Annotated in this window: 15 protein-coding genes; 10 read left to right on the forward strand and 5 right to left on the reverse strand. The window is 67.8% G+C overall.

Annotated elements, in window-relative coordinates; all coding sequences use genetic code 11:
* Window positions 1-106 precede the first annotated feature (106 nt).
* A complete protein-coding gene (locus ALI44B_RS01905) occupies window positions 107-925 on the reverse strand; it encodes a ParA family protein (RefSeq protein WP_077053082.1) in 819 nt (272 codons plus the stop codon).
* 86 nt (window positions 926-1,011) lie between these two features.
* On the opposite strand from ALI44B_RS01905, the gene ALI44B_RS01910 reads away from it, so the two are divergent.
* Both ALI44B_RS01910 and def read left to right on the forward strand, forming a co-directional pair.
* On the forward strand, window positions 1,012-4,419 hold the full coding sequence (locus tag ALI44B_RS01910; protein ID WP_077053083.1) for a pyruvate carboxylase: 3,408 nt from the start codon (window positions 1,012-1,014) through the stop codon (window positions 4,417-4,419).
* Between the two features lie 73 nt (window positions 4,420-4,492).
* Window positions 4,493-4,984 carry a peptide deformylase gene (def, locus tag ALI44B_RS01915; protein WP_077053084.1) on the forward strand — a complete coding sequence of 164 codons (492 nt, stop codon included), beginning with the start codon at window positions 4,493-4,495 and terminating at the stop codon, window positions 4,982-4,984.
* 125 nt (window positions 4,985-5,109) lie between these two features.
* On the opposite strand, the gene ALI44B_RS01920 is transcribed toward def, so the two are convergent.
* Window positions 5,110-6,960 (reverse strand): AMP-dependent synthetase/ligase, encoded by a 1,851-nt coding sequence (locus ALI44B_RS01920; protein ID WP_238591989.1) that lies wholly within the window; start codon window positions 6,958-6,960, stop codon window positions 5,110-5,112.
* Window positions 6,961-7,123: 163 nt separating this feature from the next.
* On the opposite strand from ALI44B_RS01920, the gene ALI44B_RS01925 reads away from it, so the two are divergent.
* The 3 genes from ALI44B_RS01925 to ALI44B_RS01935 all read left to right on the forward strand — a co-directional run bounded on the left by ALI44B_RS01925 (window position 7,124) and on the right by ALI44B_RS01935 (window position 10,231).
* Window positions 7,124-8,098, forward strand: coding sequence for an ROK family glucokinase (locus ALI44B_RS01925; protein WP_077053085.1), 975 nt, complete (start codon window positions 7,124-7,126; stop codon window positions 8,096-8,098).
* A 10-nt stretch (window positions 8,099-8,108) separates the two neighbouring features.
* Entirely contained in the window at window positions 8,109-8,798 is a 690-nt protein-coding gene (locus ALI44B_RS01930; RefSeq protein ID WP_077053086.1) for a lysophospholipid acyltransferase family protein, read from the forward strand.
* Between the two features lie 65 nt (window positions 8,799-8,863).
* Window positions 8,864-10,231, forward strand: coding sequence for a class II 3-deoxy-7-phosphoheptulonate synthase (locus ALI44B_RS01935; protein ID WP_077053087.1), 1,368 nt, complete (start codon window positions 8,864-8,866; stop codon window positions 10,229-10,231).
* Window positions 10,232-10,293: 62 nt separating this feature from the next.
* Here ALI44B_RS01935 and pknB read toward each other — a convergent pair whose 3' ends face one another.
* Entirely contained in the window at window positions 10,294-12,225 is a 1,932-nt protein-coding gene (gene pknB / locus ALI44B_RS01940) for a Stk1 family PASTA domain-containing Ser/Thr kinase (RefSeq protein ID WP_202969352.1), read from the reverse strand.
* Between the two features lie 95 nt (window positions 12,226-12,320).
* Window positions 12,321-13,673 carry a LysM peptidoglycan-binding domain-containing protein gene (locus ALI44B_RS01945; protein ID WP_286140725.1) on the reverse strand — a complete coding sequence of 451 codons (1,353 nt, stop codon included), beginning with the start codon at window positions 13,671-13,673 and terminating at the stop codon, window positions 12,321-12,323.
* Window positions 13,674-13,861: 188 nt separating this feature from the next.
* Here ALI44B_RS01945 and ALI44B_RS01950 point away from each other — a divergent pair, with 188 nt between their 5' ends.
* Complete coding sequence (locus tag ALI44B_RS01950) at window positions 13,862-14,203, forward strand: Rv2175c family DNA-binding protein (RefSeq protein ID WP_077053088.1); 342 nt, start codon at window positions 13,862-13,864, stop codon at window positions 14,201-14,203.
* A 109-nt stretch (window positions 14,204-14,312) separates the two neighbouring features.
* On the opposite strand, the gene ALI44B_RS01955 is transcribed toward ALI44B_RS01950, so the two are convergent.
* Window positions 14,313-15,419, reverse strand: a complete 1,107-nt coding sequence (locus ALI44B_RS01955) for a polyprenyl synthetase family protein (RefSeq protein WP_077053089.1) — start codon at window positions 15,417-15,419, stop codon at window positions 14,313-14,315.
* A gap of 101 nt (window positions 15,420-15,520) precedes the next feature.
* Here ALI44B_RS01955 and ALI44B_RS01960 point away from each other — a divergent pair, with 101 nt between their 5' ends.
* The 4 genes from ALI44B_RS01960 to ftsL all read left to right on the forward strand — a co-directional run bounded on the left by ALI44B_RS01960 (window position 15,521) and on the right by ftsL (window position 18,469).
* Window positions 15,521-15,922: an SCO2097 family morphological protein gene (locus tag ALI44B_RS01960; protein ID WP_077053090.1), complete on the forward strand. Its 402-nt coding sequence runs from the start codon at window positions 15,521-15,523 to the stop codon at window positions 15,920-15,922.
* Between the two features lie 448 nt (window positions 15,923-16,370).
* The gene (mraZ, locus tag ALI44B_RS01965) at window positions 16,371-16,802 is read left to right on the forward strand and encodes a division/cell wall cluster transcriptional repressor MraZ (protein ID WP_077053091.1); all 432 of its coding nucleotides are present in this window, start codon (window positions 16,371-16,373) and stop codon (window positions 16,800-16,802) included.
* A 99-nt stretch (window positions 16,803-16,901) separates the two neighbouring features.
* On the forward strand, window positions 16,902-17,858 hold the full coding sequence (gene rsmH, locus ALI44B_RS01970; protein ID WP_077053092.1) for a 16S rRNA (cytosine(1402)-N(4))-methyltransferase RsmH: 957 nt from the start codon (window positions 16,902-16,904) through the stop codon (window positions 17,856-17,858).
* Entirely contained in the window at window positions 17,855-18,469 is a 615-nt protein-coding gene (ftsL, locus tag ALI44B_RS01975; protein ID WP_077053093.1) for a cell division protein FtsL, read from the forward strand. The genes rsmH and ftsL overlap by 4 nt, the downstream gene beginning before the upstream one ends.
* Window positions 18,470-18,567: the final 98 nt, after the last annotated feature.

The following is an 18,567-nucleotide window of genomic DNA, read 5'->3' on the forward strand; positions in this document are numbered from 1 at the left end:
CAGCTAGATCTGTGCGGGCCGTCGATGCGCTCGACTGAGCAGCCCCACCCGGTCGAGCAGACTCCGCGCAGCTGAGCGAGCCGACCGTGTTGGCGGGGCGCTGTGGTTACTTGGCCGAAGCGGGAAGCTCGGCGTATTCGCCCACGCGGCCGGTGCGCAGCACGCGGTCGAGCAACAGGTCGAAGTTGTGCGCCATCTCTTGAGCGCTGTCGCCGGGCCAGATGTGCAGCGGCTTGGCCGCGCCCTGGGCCTGCTGCAGCGAGGTGCGCTCGGGCAGCTGCGGGCTGAGCACGAGCGGGCCGAACATGTCGCGCAGCTCTTTGATGCGGAACTGGTGCTCGAGCGACTGCGAACGCACGCGGTTGACGATGATGCCGAGGGGCTGAAGGCGCGGGCTGAGGCCGCGGCGGATCTCTTCGATCGCGCGCAGGGCGCGGTCGGCGGCGGCCACGGAGAAGAGGCCGGGCTCGGTGACGACCGACACGCGGTCGCTCGCGGCCCAGGCTGTGCGCGTGAGCGCGTTGAGAGAGGGAGCGCAGTCGATCAGCACGAGGTCGTAGTCGGCTTCGACGTGCGCGAGCGCCTCTTCGAGCTTCCAGATGTCGCGGATCGAGGGGTGCGGGCCGTCGAAGTTGATGGCCGACGGGCTGCCGATCATGACGTCGATCGTGCCGGGGTGGGTCTTCGTCCAGCCGGAAGGGGCAATGGCCTGACGGACCACCTTCTCCTTGGGCGAGGCGAGAACGTCGGCGACGTTCAGGCGGCCCGCGAGGGCGATATCCATGCCCGTGGACACGTCGGACTGGGGGTCGAGGTCGACGACAAGGGTTCGCACGCCGCGCGCGAACGCCGCGGAGGCCAAGCCGAGGCTGACCGTAGTCTTGCCGACGCCTCCCTTGAGGCTCGATACGCTGAGTACATGCACAATCGTCTACGTTACCTTTACTAGGCTGAGAGAACCTAAACGTTCGCTGTGCGCTGTCGCCCCCGGAAGCCCCCCGAAAGGTCTGCATGTTTAAGAAGATTCTTGTCGCCAACCGCGGAGAAATCGCGATCAGGGCATTCCGTGCGGCCTATGAGCTGGGCGCCGGCACCGTCGCCGTCTTCCCCTACGAAGACCGCAACTCGCTGCACCGCTTGAAGGCCGACGAGGCCTACCAGATCGGTGAGCCCGGGCATCCCGTGCGTGCCTACCTCGATGTGGCCGAGATCATCCGGGTCGCCAAGGAGTCGGGCGCCGACGCCATCTACCCGGGCTACGGCTTCCTCTCCGAGAACCCCGACCTGGCCGAACAGGCCGCGGCCAACGGCATCACGTTCATCGGTCCGGGCTCCTCCGTGCTCGAGATGGCCGGCAACAAGGTCACGGCCAAAGAGCACGCCATCGCCGCGGGCGTTCCCGTGCTGGCATCCACCCCTGCCTCGAAAGACATCGACGAATTGCTGGCCGGTGCGGATGCCGTGGGCTTCCCGCTCTTCGCCAAGGCCGTCGCGGGTGGTGGCGGGCGCGGTATGCGTCGCGTGGCCACCAAGGACGAGCTGGCCCCCGCCCTGGCCGAGGCCATGCGCGAGGCCGACAGCGCGTTCGGCGACCCGACCATGTTCCTCGAGCAGGCCGTTCTGCGCCCGCGTCACATCGAGGTGCAGATCCTGGCCGATGCCCAGGGCGGTACCGTGCACCTGTTCGAGCGCGACTGCTCGGTGCAGCGCCGCAACCAGAAGGTCGTCGAGATCGCTCCGGCCCCGAACATCTCCGAAGAGCTGCGCCAGGCCCTCTACCGCGACGCCGTGGCCTTCGCGAAGTCCATCGGCTACGTCAACGCCGGCACGGTCGAGTTCCTCGTCGACACGGCGGGGGAGCGCGCGGGCAAGCACGTCTTCATCGAGATGAACCCCCGCATCCAGGTCGAGCACACCGTGACCGAAGAGATCACGGATGTCGACCTCGTTCAGTCGCAGATGCGCATCGCCTCGGGCGAATCGCTCGTCGACCTCGGGCTGACGCAGGACCAGATCCACATGCACGGCGCGGCGCTGCAGACGCGCATCACGACGGAGGACCCGTCGCAGAACTTCCGGCCCGATACGGGCAAGATCACCACCTACCGTTCGCCCGGCGGCGGCGGCATCCGTCTCGACGGCGGAACGATCAACCCGGGTGCGCAGATCAGCCCCCACTTCGACTCCATGCTGGCGAAGCTCACGTGCCGTGGCCGCGACTTCCCGGCTGCCGTCACGCGGGCCAAACGCGCCCTGGCCGAGTTCCGCATCCGCGGCGTGTCCACCAACATCCCGTTCCTGCAGGCCGTGCTCGAAGACCCCGACTTCGTGGCGGGCGACCTGAGCACCTCGTTCATCGAGGAGCGCCCGGGCCTGTTCAAAGGCCACGAGTCGAAAGACCGCGGCACCAAGATCATGAACTGGCTGGCCGACGTCACGGTCAACCAGCCGAACGGCGCGCGGCCGACGGGTGTGAAGCCCATCGACAAGCTGCCGAAGGTCGACCTGTCGGCGCCCGCCCCGGCCGGCTCTCGCCAGAAGTTGCTCGAGCTCGGCCCTGTCGCCTTCGCGAAGTCGCTGCGCGAGCAGACCGCCCTGGCCGTCACCGAGACGACCTTCCGCGACGCCCACCAGTCGCTGCTCGCCACGCGCGTGCGCACCAAGGACCTGCTCGCGGTGGCGCCCTACGTCGCCCGTCTCACGCCCGAACTCCTGTCGGTCGAAGCCTGGGGTGGCGCTACGTACGACGTAGCGCTGCGCTTCCTCGGCGAAGACCCGTGGGAGCGCCTGGCGAGCCTGCGCGAGGCCCTGCCCAACGTCAACATCCAGATGCTGCTGCGCGGCCGCAACACGGTCGGCTACACGCCCTACCCGACCGAGGTGACCGACGCCTTCGTGCGCGAGGCCGCGGCCACGGGTGTCGACATCTTCCGCATCTTCGACGCGCTCAACGACGTCGAGCAGATGCGCCCGGCCATCGACGCCGTGCTGAAGACGGGGACGACCATCGCCGAGGTGGCCGTCTGCTACACGGGCGACCTGCTCGACCCGGCGGAAGACCTCTACACCCTCGACTACTACCTCAACCTGGCCGACCAGATCGTGGCGGCCGGCGCGCACATCCTCGCCATCAAGGACATGGCCGGTCTCCTGCGCCCGGCCGCGGCCGCCAAGCTCGTCGCGGCGTTCCGTGAGCGCTTCGACGTTCCGGTGCACGTGCACACGCACGACACCGCGGGCGGTCAGCTGGCCACCCTGCTCGCGGCCAGTGCCGCGGGCGCCGACGCGGTAGATGTCGCGAGCGCACCCATGGCCGGCACGACGAGCCAGCCCTCGGCCTCCGCTCTCGTCGCCGCACTGGCCCACACCGAGCGCGACACGGGCCTCTCGCTCGCTGCCGTCTCGGACCTCGAGCCCTACTGGGAGGCCGTGCGCCACGTCTACAAGCCGTTCGAGTCCGGCCTGCCCGGCCCCACCGGCCGCGTCTACAAGCACGAGATCCCCGGCGGCCAGCTGTCGAACCTGCGCCAGCAGGCCATCGCGCTCGGGCTCGAGAACGACTTCGAGAAGATCGAGGACATGTACGCCGCCGCGAATAAGATCCTCGGCCGCATCCCCAAGGTCACGCCCTCATCGAAGGTCGTGGGCGACTTGGCCCTGCACCTCGCGGCCGTCAACGCCGACCCGGCCGACTTCGAGCAGAACCCGAGCAAGTACGACATCCCCGAGTCGGTCGTCGGCTTCATGGCGGGCGAGCTGGGCGAACTGCCCGGCGGCTGGCCCGAGCCCTTCCGCTCGAAGGTGCTCGAGGGTCGTCACGTGAACATCGATGTGGCCCCCGTCAGCGCGGATGACCTCGCGGCACTCGACGGCGACTCCCTCGAGCGTCGTTCCACCCTCAACCGCCTGCTGTTCCCGGCGCCCACGCGCCAGTTCGAGCAGATGCGCGAGCTGTTCGGCGACCTCTCGATCATCGACACCGTCGACTACCTCTACGGCCTCGAGCCCGAGGGTGAATACGTGGTCGAGTTCTCGAAGGGCGTGCGCCTGTACGTGGGCCTCGAAGCCATCGGTGAGCCCGACGACAAGGGCATGCGCACCGTCATGACCATGGTCAACGGCCAGTTGCGCCCCGTCTTCGTACGCGACCGCAGCGTCGCCATCGAGACGAAGGCCGCCGAGAAGGCCGACACGTCGAAGCCCGGCCAGGTCGCCGCGCCGTTCTCGGGTGTCGTCACGCTCAAGGTCGAACCCGGCACGAAGGTCACGAGCGGGCAGCCCGTCGCGTCTATCGAGGCCATGAAGATGGAGGCCGCGATCACGGCTCCCGTCGCGGGCAAGATCGAGCGTCTCGCCATCTCGACCACGCAGCAGGTCGAGGCCGGCGACCTGCTGGTCGTCATCACCCCCAGCGAATAGTCCTCATCCCGGGGCGGTTCGGTCTGCACCGACCGCCCCGGGCGAGGGACCAGTACGACAACAGAAAGACATCGTGACAGAACGACAGATCCGCCTGTTCGGCGACCCCGTGTTGAAGACGCCCTCCAAACCGATCGGCGATATCGACGACGGCATCCGCGGTCTCATCGACGACCTCGTCGACAGCGTCAAGTTGCCGGGTCGCGCGGGTGTCGCCGCGAGCCAGATCGGCGTCAACCTGCGCGCCTTCAGCTACAACATCGACGGCAATGTGGGCTACGTCATCAACCCCGTGCTGGTCGAAGTGTCGGGTGAGCCCGAACCGGTCGACGAGGGATGCTTGTCGGTGCCGGGCCTCTGGTTCCCGACCCCGCGCTACCCGTTCGCGCGCGTGCGCGGCATCGACGTCGAAGGCAACGAGATTGAGGTCTCGGGCGAGGGACTCATGGCGCAGGCCCTGCAGCACGAGACCGACCACCTTGACGGCATGCTCTACCTCGAACGGCTCGAGAAGCAGCACCGCCGCGAGGCCATGAAGCAGGTGCGCGAGAGCGACTGGTTCTGAACCGAGCCGCGCGCCCCGCATGACACTGGGCGATCCGGCAGCGCGACCCCGCCGCGCATTCCGCGCCACTCATGACGAAGGCCCCGACCACTCACCGGTGATCGGGGCCTTCGTCATGTGCGCCACTAGTGCAGGATCGAGTGGCCCTGCGTGTTGGGCGAGCCGGCGTAAAGGCTCTCCACGGTGTCGGCGAAGTCCTTCATGATGACGTGGCGCTTGATGCTCATCTTGGGTGTCAGGTGCCCCGACGCCTCGGTGAACTCGGTCGTGAGGACCACGAATTTGCGGATGGACTCGGCGCGCGAGACCCGGGCATTGGCCGCGTCGATGGCGCGCTGGATCTCGCCGAGCACCGCGGGATTCGAGGCCGCCTGCTCGAGGGAGAGTGAGCCATCCTCACCGTTGTTGGCCAGCCAGGTAGGCAGCATCTCGGGGTCGAGCGTGATGAGCGCCGAGATGAAGGGCTTCTGATCGCCCACGACGACGACCTGACCGACGACGGGGTTCGAGCGGATGGGGTCTTCGAGCGCGGCCGGCGCCACGTTCTTGCCGCCCGCCGTCACGATGATCTCCTTCTTGCGGCCCGTGATGGTCAAAAAGCCGTCCTCGTCGAACGATCCGATGTCGCCCGTGCGGAACCAGCCGTCGTCGAACGCCTCGGCCGTGGCCTCGGGGTTCTTCCAGTACTCCTTGAAGATGTTGATGCCCGAGACCTCGACTTCGCCGTCCTCGGCGATGCGGATGCCGACACCGGGCATCGCGGGCCCGACCGTGCCGATCTTCGACTTGGTGCTCAGGTTGACGCTCGCGGGCGCCGTGGTCTCGGTCAGGCCATACCCCTCGAGGATGACGATGCCGAGGCTGTGGAAGAAGTGCCCGAGTCGCGGCCCGAGCGGAGCCGAACCCGAGACGGCGTATTTGACGCGACCGCCCATGGCCGCGCGCAGCTTGCTGTAGACGAGCTTGTTGTAGAGCGCGAACTTGACCTTCATGCCGAAGGTCACCTCGCCCTTCTCGCCGGCCTTCGAGTACTCGACCGCGAAATCGGCGGCCGCGCGGAAGATCTTGCCCTTGCCGCCGCCTTCGGCCTTCTGCTCGGCCGAGTTGTAGACCTTCTCGAAGACCCGGGGCACGGCCAGCAGGAACGTCGGCTTGAAGGAGCCGAGCGCCGGCAGCAGCTGCTTGGTGTCGGCCTGGTGCCCCGTGCGCACGCCGGCGTGCACGTTGAGGATGGAGATGAAGCGCGCGAACACGTGGGCCGTGGTGATGAAGAGCAGGGTGGACGCGCCATCCGGGTCTTCGAGCACATCGTTGAGCGCGACGTAGGCGTTGCGCGAGAGTTCGACGAAGTTGGCGTGGGTGAGCACGCATCCCTTCGGCTTGCCGGTGGACCCCGACGTGTAGATGAGGGTGGCGATATCGTCTTCGTTGGCGATCGAGCGGCGTCGTTCGATTTCGGCGTCGGGCACGTCGACGCCCTGCGCCGCGAGCTTCTCGAGGTCGCCCAGGTCGATCTGCCACACCTTGTCGATGCGGGGGAGCTCGGGGTGCACCTCGTCGAAGCGCGAGAAATGCTCGGCGGTCTCGAGGATGACGGCGTCGGCCTCGGAGTCGCTCAGGTTCCACTGCACCTGGCTGGGGGAGGACGTCTCGTAGACGGGCACGAGAATGGCGCCGGCGAACCAGGCGGCGAAGTCGATGAGCGTCCACTCGTAGCGCGTCTTGCACATGAGGCCGATGCGGTCGCCGGGCTCGATGCCGGCCGCGACGAAGCCCTTGGCGAGGGCCGTGACCTGGTCGAGGAACTCGCGCGCCGTGATGTCGCGCCAGCCGGACGGGACCGCCGCGTCGGGCACGGCGAACAGGGGGCGGTCGGGCGTCGCCGCAACCCGGTCGACCAGCAGGTCGGTCGCGTTCGCGTCGGGGTCCTTCGGGACGACGGCGGGCGTGACGAACGTTGTGGCGATCTTTTCCACGGCAACTCCTTCGGTACCAGGTAATCGGGTGCCTCTACTCTACGGGTGTTCCACGGGTCGGACTCCAAATGGCGCGCGCGGGGCCGCGGGTTTACACTCGGGGAGTGCTGCTGCCCCTGGCCGCCACACCATCACCACCCCTCGACGACCCGGAGGTCAGCGCGTGCACGCGATCGGAATCGATATCGGCGGAACGAAGATCGCGGGAGCGGTCATCGACCCCGACGGCACGATCGTCCGAGATCTGCGCACGCCCACCCCGGCCGGTGCGCCCCAGCTCATCGAGAACGCCGTCGTCGAGATGGTCACGGCCCTGTCGGCCGAGCACGACGTCGTCGCCGTCGGCGTCGCGGCCGCGGGCTTCATCGACGCCGCACAATCGACCGTCTACTACGCGCCGAACATCAACTGGCGCAACGAGCCCTTCCGCGCCAAGCTCGAGGCGCGCATCGACCTGCCCATCGTCATCGAGAACGACGCCAACGCCGCGGGCTGGGCCGAGTTCCGTTTCGGGGCCGCGCGGCTCGTCAGCGATATGGTCATGCTCACCATCGGCACGGGTGTCGGCGGCGCCATCGTCGCCTCCGACACGCTCTTCCGCGGCGGCTTCGGAGCCGGCGCCGAGCTCGGCCACCTGCGCCTCGTCCCGGGCGGCCTCCTGTGCGGCTGCGGTGCACACGGATGCCTCGAGCAATACGCCTCGGGCCGGGCGCTGCAGCGCATCGCCAACGAGCTGGCCGACGCCGGCGGAATCGGCCAGAACCTCGCGCGTGTGCGGGCCGAACGCGGCCGTCTCGACGGCTCGGACATCGCCGAGCTCATCGGCGATGGCGACTTGGGCGCGCTCACGGCCCTCCGCCAGCTCGGCACCGTGATCGGCGAGGCCTGCGCCACCTTCGGCGCCGTGCTCGACCCGCAGATGTTCGTCATCGGCGGGGGAGTGGCCCAGGCCGGAGACCTCTTGCTCGACCCCATCCGACACGCCTATGAAGAAAACCTCTCGGCGCGCGGCTATCACCCCGAGCCGGAGTTTAGGATTGCGGAACTGGTCAACGACGCGGGTGTCGTGGGCGCAGCCGATCTGGCGCGGCATTTCGCCTCGCGCCTGCCCGCGGGTCCCTCAGCCCCGAGAAAGTAGTGGAACGCCGATGTTCTATTGGTTGATGAAGCAGGTGGTCGTCGGGCCCCTCGTCAAGGCGCTCTTCCGCGTGTGGGTCGTCGGCGAGGAGAACGTTCCGCGCCACGGTGCTGCCATCCTGGCGAGCAACCACCTGTCGTTCATCGATTCGGTGCTCCTGCCGCTCTACCTGCGCCGACGCATCGCCTTCCTGGCCAAGAGCGAGTACTTCAGCGGCCGCGGCCTCAAGGGGTGGGCCACCAAGACGTTCATGAGCGCGACGGGCCAGCTGCCCATCGACCGCTCGGGCGGCAAGGCATCCGAGGCATCGCTGCGCACGGGTCTCAAGGTGTTGTCGCGCGGATCGCTCCTCGGCATCTACCCCGAGGGCACGCGCAGCCCCGACGGCAAGATGTACCGCGGCCGCACGGGTGTGGCGCGCATGGTGCTCGAGGCCGGGGTCCCCATCATCCCCGTCGCCATGATCGACACCGAGAAGGCCATGCCCACCGGTCGCCGGTTGCCGCGCATCCGTCGCATGGGCATCATCATCGGTGAACCCCTCGACTTCTCGCGTTTCGAGGGCATGGAATCCGACCGCTTCATCCTGCGCTCGGTCACCGACGAGCTCATGTACGAGATGCAACGCCTCAGCCGCCAGGAATATCGGGATGTCTACGCCACGAGCGTCAAGGAGAAGGCCGCCGCCCTTTCGCGATAGGCTGAAGCACCGTGCCTCATGCCCCTGGTGTGAGGCATTTCCCTGCGAAAGAAATAGGAAAAACTGTGGTGAATCCGACTGAGCCGGTTGTGTTGGCAGACGAGTCCGTGATTGCCGGTTTGGACTATTGGCGTGAGCTCGAGATCAAGCAGCAGCCGCAGTGGCCCGACGCCGAGGCCGTGCAGAAGGCATCCGCTCAGATCGCCGCGTTCCCGCCCCTCGTCTTCGCGGGCGAGGTCGACCTGCTGCGCGAGCGCCTCGGCCGTGCCGCGGCCGGCGGAGCCTTCCTGCTGCAGGGGGGCGATTGCGCCGAGACGTTCGCCGGCGCGACGGCTGACCAGATCCGCAACCGGGTCAAGACCATCCTGCAGATGGCCGTCGTGCTCACCTACGGCGCCTCCATGCCCGTCATCAAGATGGGTCGCATGGCCGGCCAGTTCGCCAAACCGCGTTCGAGCGACACCGAGACGCGCGGCGGCGTCACGCTGCCCGCCTACCGTGGCGACATCGTCAACGGTTACGACTTCACGCCCGAATCGCGCCGCGCCGACCCGCAGCGCCTCGTCGAGGGCTACCACATGGCCGCCTCGACGCTGAACCTCATCCGGGCCTTCACGCAGGGCGGTTTCGCCGACCTGCGCGAGGTGCACAGCTGGAACAAGGGCTTCGCCTCGAATCCCGCCAACCAGATGTACGAGCAGCTGGCCAAGGACATCGACAAGGCCATCAAGTTCATGGAGGCGGCGGGCGCCGACTTCGACGAGCTCAAGCGCGTCGAGTTCTACACCGCGCACGAGGGCCTGCTCATGGACTACGAGCGCCCCATGACGCGCATCGACTCCCGCACGGGCACGCCCTACAACACGTCGGCCCACTTCATCTGGATCGGGGAGCGCACGCGCGATCTCGACGGCGCGCACGTCGACTTCCTGTCGCGGGTGCGCAACCCGATCGGCGTCAAGCTCGGCCCCAGCACCACGCCCGAGACCATGACGGCGCTGATCGAGAAGCTCGACCCCAACCGCGAGCCCGGGCGCCTGACGTTCATCACGCGCATGGGCGCGGGCAAGATCCGCGATGCCCTGCCACCCCTGCTCGAGGCCATCAAGAAGACCGACGCCACGCCGCTCTGGGTCACCGACCCGATGCACGGCAACGGTCTCACCACGCCCACGGGCTACAAGACGCGGCGTTTCGACGACGTCGTCGACGAGGTCAAGGGCTTCTTCGAGGCGCACCGCGCGGCCGGCACCCACCCGGGTGGCATCCACGTCGAGCTGACGGGCGACGATGTCACCGAGTGCCTCGGCGGTTCCGAGCACATCGACGAGGCGTCGCTGGCTACGCGCTACGAGTCGCTGTGCGACCCGCGCCTCAACCACATGCAGTCGCTCGAGCTGGCGTTCCTCGTGGCCGAGGAGCTCGCGAAGTAGCATCTGAACCAATGCAAGAAGGGCCCCGCTTTCGAGCGGGGCCCTTCTTGTTTGTCTGGCGGTTAGATGTTGGCCGTGATGGTGACGGTGCTGCCGCGCTTGATGGCGGTGCCGCCGGCCGGGTCGGAACCCGTGACCGTGAGGCCCGGCAGGTTCCAGGCGTTCTCGGGCACGATCGTCGTGACCTTGACGGTGAAGCCGAGCTGCTCGAGGGCCGCCTTGGCTTCGGCGATGTTCTTGCCGGCGAGGTCGGGAACCGTGACGACATCCGGCCCCTTCGACACGATGAGCGTGATCTGGCTGCCCTCGGTGATGGTCTGGTCGGCCGCGGGGGGAACGATTCCGATCACGTCGCCGGCCGCGACGGTGTCGCTGAACTGGCTCTGCTTCTTCTCGCCCACTCCGAGGTTGACGGTGGCGAGTGTCGTGGTGGCGTCCTCGAGCGTCTGGCCCGCGACATCCGGAATCGGGCCGGCCGACACGACGAGGTCAATCGTCTGGCCTTGCGCGGTGTCACCGCCCTGGGACATGTCACCGCCGTCGGACTGCCGCGACGCCGAGATGACGGTGTCGGCGGGCACATCGGCGACGAAGTTCTTGGTCACGGCGCCCAGGGTGAGCTTGTTCTGATCGAACTCGGCTTGCACGTCGGGTAGCGGTCGACCAGCGAGCACACCGAGCGTGACGGGCTGCGGTCCCTGCGACACGGTGAGTGTCACGGTGGTGCCGCGAGCCACGGATGCTCCGGCCCCGGGCTTCGCATCCATGACTGTTCCGGGCGCAACCTCGAGGCTGTAGACCTGCGCGTGTGCCGGGACCAGCTCGAGCTCCTCGAGTGCCGCGTCGGCATCCTCGACACTCGAACCGACGACGGTGGGGATGGCGACCTGGGCGCCGGGCCCGGCACCGAAGTAGAGACCCGTTCCCACCGCTCCCGCAGTGAGGAAGAGCACGAGCGCGAGCAGCCAGTAGCCACGTCGGCGACGGGCATTGCTCTGGCGGCCGAGCACGGTGGGCGCATCATCCGCATCGACGGGGCCCGTGGCGACGGCCTGCGAGGTGAGCACGCGCGTGAGCTCGGCCGGCGACTGCGATTCGAGTGGCGCGGGCATGAGCATGGTGGCGTGCGACGTGTTGGTGGCGGGCATGCCGAGAGTGTTCTCGACCTCGCGCAGGCGCTCGAGCAGTTCGCTGGCATCGGCGGGGCGCTCGTCGGGGTTGCGCTCGGTCGTCCACAGCACGAGGTCGTCGAATTCGTCGGGGATGCCGGGAACCAGTGCACTCGGGCGCGGAACCGACTCGTTGGCGTGCTGGTAGGCGATCTGCATGGGCTGCTCGCCCTTGTAGGGCTGCTCACCCGTGAGCATTTCATACATCATGATGCCGAGTGCGTAGATGTCGCTGCGCTTGTCGGCGATGCCGCGCGTGACGAGCTCGGGGGAGAGGTAGGCGATGGTGCCGAGCAGCGCCTGGCCGGTGGCCGTGTTGGCGCTGGCGGCGCGGGCGAGGCCGAAGTCGCCGATCTTGATGCGGCCATCGTCGGCGAGCAGCACGTTCTCGGGTTTGAGGTCGCGGTGCACGATGCCCGCGCGGTGAGCGGCGGCCAAACCGGTGACGACGGCATCCATGATGTCGACGACCTGGCGCGGGGTGAGCCGGCCGTGGTCGCGCAGCAGCTCACGCACGGTGATGCCGGGGAGGTGTTCCATGACCAGGTAGGTCATATCGGAGTCTTGACCCTGGTCGAAGACGCTCACGACGTGGGGGTTGGCCAGACGGGCCGCCGAACGGGCCTCTTGCACGAAACGTGACGTGAAGTTGGAGTCGTCGGACAGGTGCCCGTGCATGATCTTGATGGCCACCCGGCGCTCCAGGCGCAGGTCGGTGGCCAGGTAGACCGTCGCCATGCCGCCACGGGCGATACGCGAGCGAACCTCGTATCGATCGTCGATGAGACGCCCGATCATGGGGTCGGTCTGCTGGCTGGTGGTCACGAAGAGAGTCTATGGAGTGGCGTCACCGACGGCCTGGCAAAACACCGATGAGACACGCACCGGTTCGATATTCGTAACCGGATCGTAAGAAACCTCTAGCCGAGCTGCGCCAGCCACGAGCGGGCGGATGCTTCCCACTTGGCGTATTCGTCGGGGTGCGCCGACTTCTGCACGGCCTGTGCCGCCTGCGTCACCGAGAGATTCTCCCAGCCCGGAACGTCGAACAGACCCGAGGTGACGCCCTTATTTGGGTTCGTCTTTCCGCCGAAGAAGGCGAGGATGGCTCGCTGCCGGTCGCGCACCTGATCGGGCGTTCCCCATCCCTGGCTCGGCCTCTGCTGGAACAACCCGAGCGAATCGCGGTCGCCGTGGTCGATGTTGCGCATGCTCGACTCCTGCATGGCGGCGGCTAGCGCGATGACGATGGCCTGGTCGCTGGCGCCGATACTGCGGCCGGTGGCGATGATGAGGCGGGCGTTCTCGGTCATGGGGGCGTCGAGCGTGGCGATGACCTGCGGCGCGGGCTGCGGAGCCGGTGCGGGGGCCGGGGCCGGAGCCGGAGCGGTTGCCGGGGGAGCGGGCTGCGCGGCGGGCGGGGCCGGAGTTGTGGCGGCGGCCGTCTGCAGGCCCGGAAGCGCGATGGTCTGCCCCGGGTAGATGATGTCGCCGCCGTGCAGGCCGTTGGCGGCGAAGAGTGCCGCTGTCGTCACGCCGTGTGTCGCCGCGATGCCACTGAGGGTGTCACCGGAGACGACCGTGTACGACGCGGATGCCGACGGGGCCTGCCCGGAGGGCGCAGACGGGGCAGGGGCTGGCGCGGGCGTCGAGGGGCCCGCCGCTGCTGCGCGCAAGGTCAACTCTTGCCCGGGGAAGATCGTGCTCGACCAGCTCAGGCCGTTGAGTGCCAGAACGGATGCCGTCGCCACTCCGTGCTTCTGCGCGATATCCGACACGGTGTCGCCGCTCTGGACGGTGTAGGACGATGCGCCGGCGACCGAAGCGACCGAAGCGACCGAAGCGACCGAAGCGACCGAAGCGACCGAAGTGACCGACGTGACCGTGGCGACCGATGCGCCCGGAGCGACCGGGGTGGCCGAGGCGACCGAGGGAACGCCCCCTTCGGGATCGCCGCCGAAACCGAGTGTGGGCAGGGGACGGGTGCTCGAGATGTCGCCCCACGTCGGTGCGTCGGCCGCGTCGTGGGCCGTGGTATGAGCCGTGACATCCGCCCGGGCGGCAGCTGCTCGGCCCGTGCCCGTCGCGTCACCGGTACCGGTACCGGTACCGGAAGCGTCGTCGGGGATGCGATCGTCGGGTGCCGTGTGCGGAACGCCGTGCGCGGCCAGCGGCGCCGTGAGCGCGAGCCCGAGCATGATGCCGCCCGTGCTGGACAGAACCGCGCCCGTGTTGGACAGGGCGGCGGGGGTGGTCAGGGTGCGTCGGCGCATGATGTGCCCATCTTTCGTGACCCCCGTTTGAGTGACATTGCGTACCCACGGTGGCACAGTCGAGAGAACCTCGTCAACACGGGGTGGCCGGACGGCGGATGTCCCGGGGTGCACGATGCCGCGTCATCCGACGTCGTTTTGCCGGCCGCCTGCTTTTCCGAGTCCCGGGATCGTGGCAGACTCGGGGTGTGACTGATGCGTTTTCCCACCACGAGTGGCTCACCGTTCCTGACCTCGTCGAGCTGCTCGACCTCAGCCAGAGCCGGGTGCGCCGTCTGATCGAAGACAAGCACCTGCTCGCCGTGCGCCGCGACAACATCCTGAGCGTTCCCGCCGTGTTCCTGCGCGACAACGAGCCGCTGCAGGAATTGCGCGGAACCCTGTTCGTGCTCTCCGACTCGGGTTTCTCCGACGACGAGGCGATGGACTGGCTGCTCACCGAAGACGAGAGCCTCGGCGTCTCGCCCATCGAGGCGTTGCGTTCCGGCCGCAAGACCGAGGTCCGCCGCGTCGCTCAGGCGCTCGGCTAAACCACACTTCTCGGCGGGCTCGTCTCGCCGAGCGGCACACCCGCCGATGCGGCACGGCCGGACGCGCAGTGGTGCGAAGCGGTCGCCCGCAGAGCCGACTCGGCTGGATCTAGTAGTTACGTCGCGTGACGGTTTCGGCGAGTTCGCTCAAGCGCTCGATCGCTTCCGCTCCGAGGGGCGCTCCGTCGAGGGCTGCCCGCGCAACGCGCACGTTCTCGGCGATGATCTCCTCCGAGCGGTCGACCGCGCCGCTCTCGGTGATGGTCGCCTGCAGTGACGCGATCTGTTCGGGCTCGAGCGTCGGATCGCCCAGCAGCTCGTCGATCAGGTTCTTGGTCGGCGCGGGCACGGCTTCACGCGTGAGCGCGATGAGCACCGTGCGCTTGCCCTCGCGCAGGTCGTCGCCGCTCGGCTTGCCGGTGACCTTCTCGTCGCCGAAAACGCCGAGCAGGTCGTCGCGCAGCTGGAAGGCCACGCCGAGCGGAAGGCCGAAGGAGCGCAGCGCCTCGAGCTGATCATCGCTGCCGCCGGCGAGCAATGCGCCGAGAGCCAGCGGTGCCTCGATGCTGTATTTCGCCGATTTGAAGACGACCACGCGCTGGGCTCGCTCGCGGTGTTCGCTCTCGGGCCGGCTGCGCCACGCACGCTCCTCGAGGATGTCGAGGTATTGCCCGGCCGTCACTTCGGTGCGCATGCGCATGAACTCTGCACGCACCCGAATGGATGTCGCGCGATCGACCAGCGCCAGCGCCTCGTCGAGGATCTCATCGCTCCAGCCGAGCAGCAGATCGCCCAGCAGAATGGCGGATGCGCGGCCGTAGTCGTCGCCGTCGCCATCCCATCCGCCGTCGGTGTGCAACTTCTCGAAGCGACGGTGTGCGGCCGGGGCCCCGCGACGCGTATCGGAGTTGTCGATGATGTCATCGTGCACGAGCGCTGCCGCGTGGAAGATCTCGAGCGATGCCGCCAGTGTGACGACCGCCCTCAGCTCATCGGATGTCGGCTGCCCGACGTCGCCCGCGGCGCTGCGAACGCTCTGCCACCCCCAGTAGGAGAAGCTTGCCCGGAACCGCTTGCCACCGCTGAGAAACTCCCGAGAGAACGCGGAGAACGGAAGGAGGTCATCGCCGAGGTGAGCGAGAATTGACGCACGGGTTTCGAGGAATTCTTCGATCCGATCATTGACCAGTTCGGCAAGGTTTCGGCTTTCGGTCACAAGACCACCCTAGCGGGATGCCTGGCCTAGCCTAGGTGTCGATGGCGGGGTTAGAATTCGTGACATACATGCCCCGTGTTGAGCGAGTTGGAGGGTAAGACATGCCGCTTTCCGAGCAGGAGCAACGGCTCCTTGACGAGATGGAGCGCAACCTCTACCGCAACGATGCCGATTTCGTGTCGACCGCCGGAGATCAGCGCGGCCGCCCGAGCTACCGCAGCATCGCGATCGGTTCGGTCGTCGGCATCCTGGGCGTCGGCGCCCTCGTCACGGGCGTGGTTCTGCAGCAGCCCGTCGTGGGCATTATCGGCTTCGTCGTGATGTTCGCCGGCGTGATGATCGCCATCACGCCCCGCAAGCACCACGGCACGCTCACGGCTGAAGACGTTTTGAAAGAAGCGCAGCGCCCGTCCGCCTCGAAGAAGAAGGCCGCATCGGGTGGCACGTTCATGAATCGAATGAACAGCCGCTGGGATCGTCGCCAGGACGACCGCGGAGAATAGCCCCGGTCCCGGGGGCTGGCCAGCTTTCCCCGGTCGCATCCCGCTCCACACACTCAAGCAGTCGCACTTCGGTGCGGCTGCTTTTTTGTTGCCCGCCGGCGTACTCCGCCCGCGCTCTCCGCCCGCGCTCTCCGTCAGTGCTCTCTGCCAGCGCTCTGCGCAGGCGCTCCCCGCTGAAGCGACGCCGTTCTCCATTTTCCTCCCCGCCGCCGCGGACCTTTCCTCCACTCTGCGTGTCCTCGCGGGTCGCGCTGTCTAGCGCGCCACGAAACGGTCCCGAGCGCACCCCATTGCTCTCCCTGTCCCTCCACCCGCGCGTCGCCTGCAATGGCGCGGATTTATTCCCGATTCGGCCGAGAAAAGAGGTGGATGTCATAGGTTTGTGGTGCGAAGTGGAGTAAAGTGGAGACATCCCGAAAGTTGGCCGGAACGAGAAGGGGGATGACACGTGTTTCTTGGCACCTACGCCCCCAAGCTCGACGAGAAGGGACGCATCATCCTGCCGGCCAAGTTTCGCGACGAGCTCGCCGGGGGAGTGGTGATGACGCGGGGCCAAGAGCACTGCATCTACGTCTTCTCCACCCGCGAGTTCGAAGAACTGCACACGAAGATCCGTCAGGCGCCCGTCACCTCGAAACAGGCGCGCGACTACCTGCGTGTGTTCCTGTCCGGCGCCAGCGCCGAGACGCCCGATAAGCAGCACCGCGTCACGGTCCCCGCATCCCTGCGTGCCTACGCCGGCCTCAGCCGCGACCTCACGGTCATCGGCGCCGGCAGCCGCGCCGAGATCTGGGACACCGAAGCGTGGGAGGCCTACCTGGCCGAACAAGAAGCAGCATTCGCCGACACCGCCGAGGAGGTGATTCCGGGACTTTTCTAGTCCCTGCGTTCTGACTCCCAGCCGTCCACTCCCTGGCATACTTCCCCGTTGCCAGGTCGGGTCGGATGGGGATCAGAGTCCAGGGGCCACCCGGTTCATATGGCCCTGAACGACATCCACACCCCGGTTCTGCTCGAGCGTTGCGTCGAGCTGCTGGCACCCGCCCTCGCGGCCGACGGTGCCGTGCTGGTCGACTGCACGCTCGGCATGGGCGGCCATGCCGAGGCGTTCCTCGAGCGTTTTCCGAACATCACGCTCGTGGGTCTCGACCGCGACCTCGATGCCCTCGCCATCTCGCGTGAGCGCCTCGCCCGTTTCGGCGATCGCGTCAAGCTCGTGCACACCGTCTACGACGGCATCGACGAAGCACTCGAGGGTCTCGGCATTCCCGAGGTGCACGGCATCCTGTTCGACCTCGGCGTCTCGTCGCTGCAGCTCGACGAGGCCGAGCGCGGCTTCGCCTACTCCAAAGACGCACCGCTCGACATGCGCATGGATGCCACGAGCGAGCTCACGGCCGAGACGGTCATCGCCACCTACACCGAGCACGAGCTGCGCAACATCTTCCAGAAATACGGCGAAGAGAAGCTTGCGCAACGCTACGCCCGCAAGATCGTCGAGGCTCGCGACGCCCGCCCCATCACCCGGTCGGCCGAACTCGTCGAGATCATCCAGGCGGCCACCCCCGCGGCCGTGCAGCGCGCCGGCCACCCCGCCAAACGCGTCTTCCAGGCCCTGCGCATCGAGGTCAACCAAGAACTCTCGGTGCTCGAAGACGCCATCCCGCGCGCCCTCGACTCGCTCGCAGTCGGCGGCCGCATCGTCGTGCTGGCTTACCAGTCCCTCGAAGACCGCATCGTCAAGAAGGACTTCCAGAAGGTCATCGCGTCGACGGCCCCCGCGGGCCTACCCGTCGAGCTGCCCGAACACGCCCCCCTCTTCCGCGCCCTGGTCAAGGGTGCCGAACTCGCCTCCGACGACGAAAAAGCTGAGAACCCCCGCGCCACCCCGGTGCGACTGCGGGCCATCGAGCGCGTGAGAAAAGGAACCCGATGAGCGCCCAGACCGCCTATGACCTGCCGCTGACCGCATCGGCACTGCCCGCACCGTCGTCGCCCACGCAGCCGGGCCGCAAGAAGGCCCCTTACATCGAGGCCGTTCCCAAGGACGCGCGCCGCGCGCGGCCCAAGACGGCCTACGCGCTCGTCACGGTCGGCGGCGTGCTCGTCGTCGTCATCGCGCAGCTGCTGCTCGGTGTGGGGCTCAGCCAGGGCGCCTACGAGATCTCGTCGCTGCAGGCATCCGAGCGGTCGTTGGGGCTGCAGCTGCAGACGGTGTCGAACGACGTGAAAGAGATCTCGTCTCCGCAATACCTCGCCGCCAACGCCGAATCGCTCGGCATGGTCATCAACGGCACGCCCGCCTACCTGCGCCTGAGTGACGGCTCGGTCACCGGCAACGCCACCGCCGCCACGACCGACACGCCGGTTCCCCTGATCTCGTCCAGCGCCATTCCCAACTCGCTGATCGCCGGAGACCCGCTCGCCGTCGCGCCCGACGCCACGGTCGGCGACCCCGACGCAACCGCCGAGGGCGCGCCTACCGATGAAGCCGCGCCGCCGACCGTATCGTTGGAGAACGGTCTGCCGTCCCCGAGCACTCACTAGCCCGGGGCGCGCTTCCGCCCCGGTGAACGCCCCGCGATCACCGAGACAGAGAGCGTCGCGACGGGTGCAGCCCGACCAGGCGCTGACAGACCGGATGC

The organism is Leifsonia sp. ALI-44-B (assembly GCF_001984125.1).
Classification (GTDB): domain Bacteria; phylum Actinomycetota; class Actinomycetes; order Actinomycetales; family Microbacteriaceae; genus Okibacterium.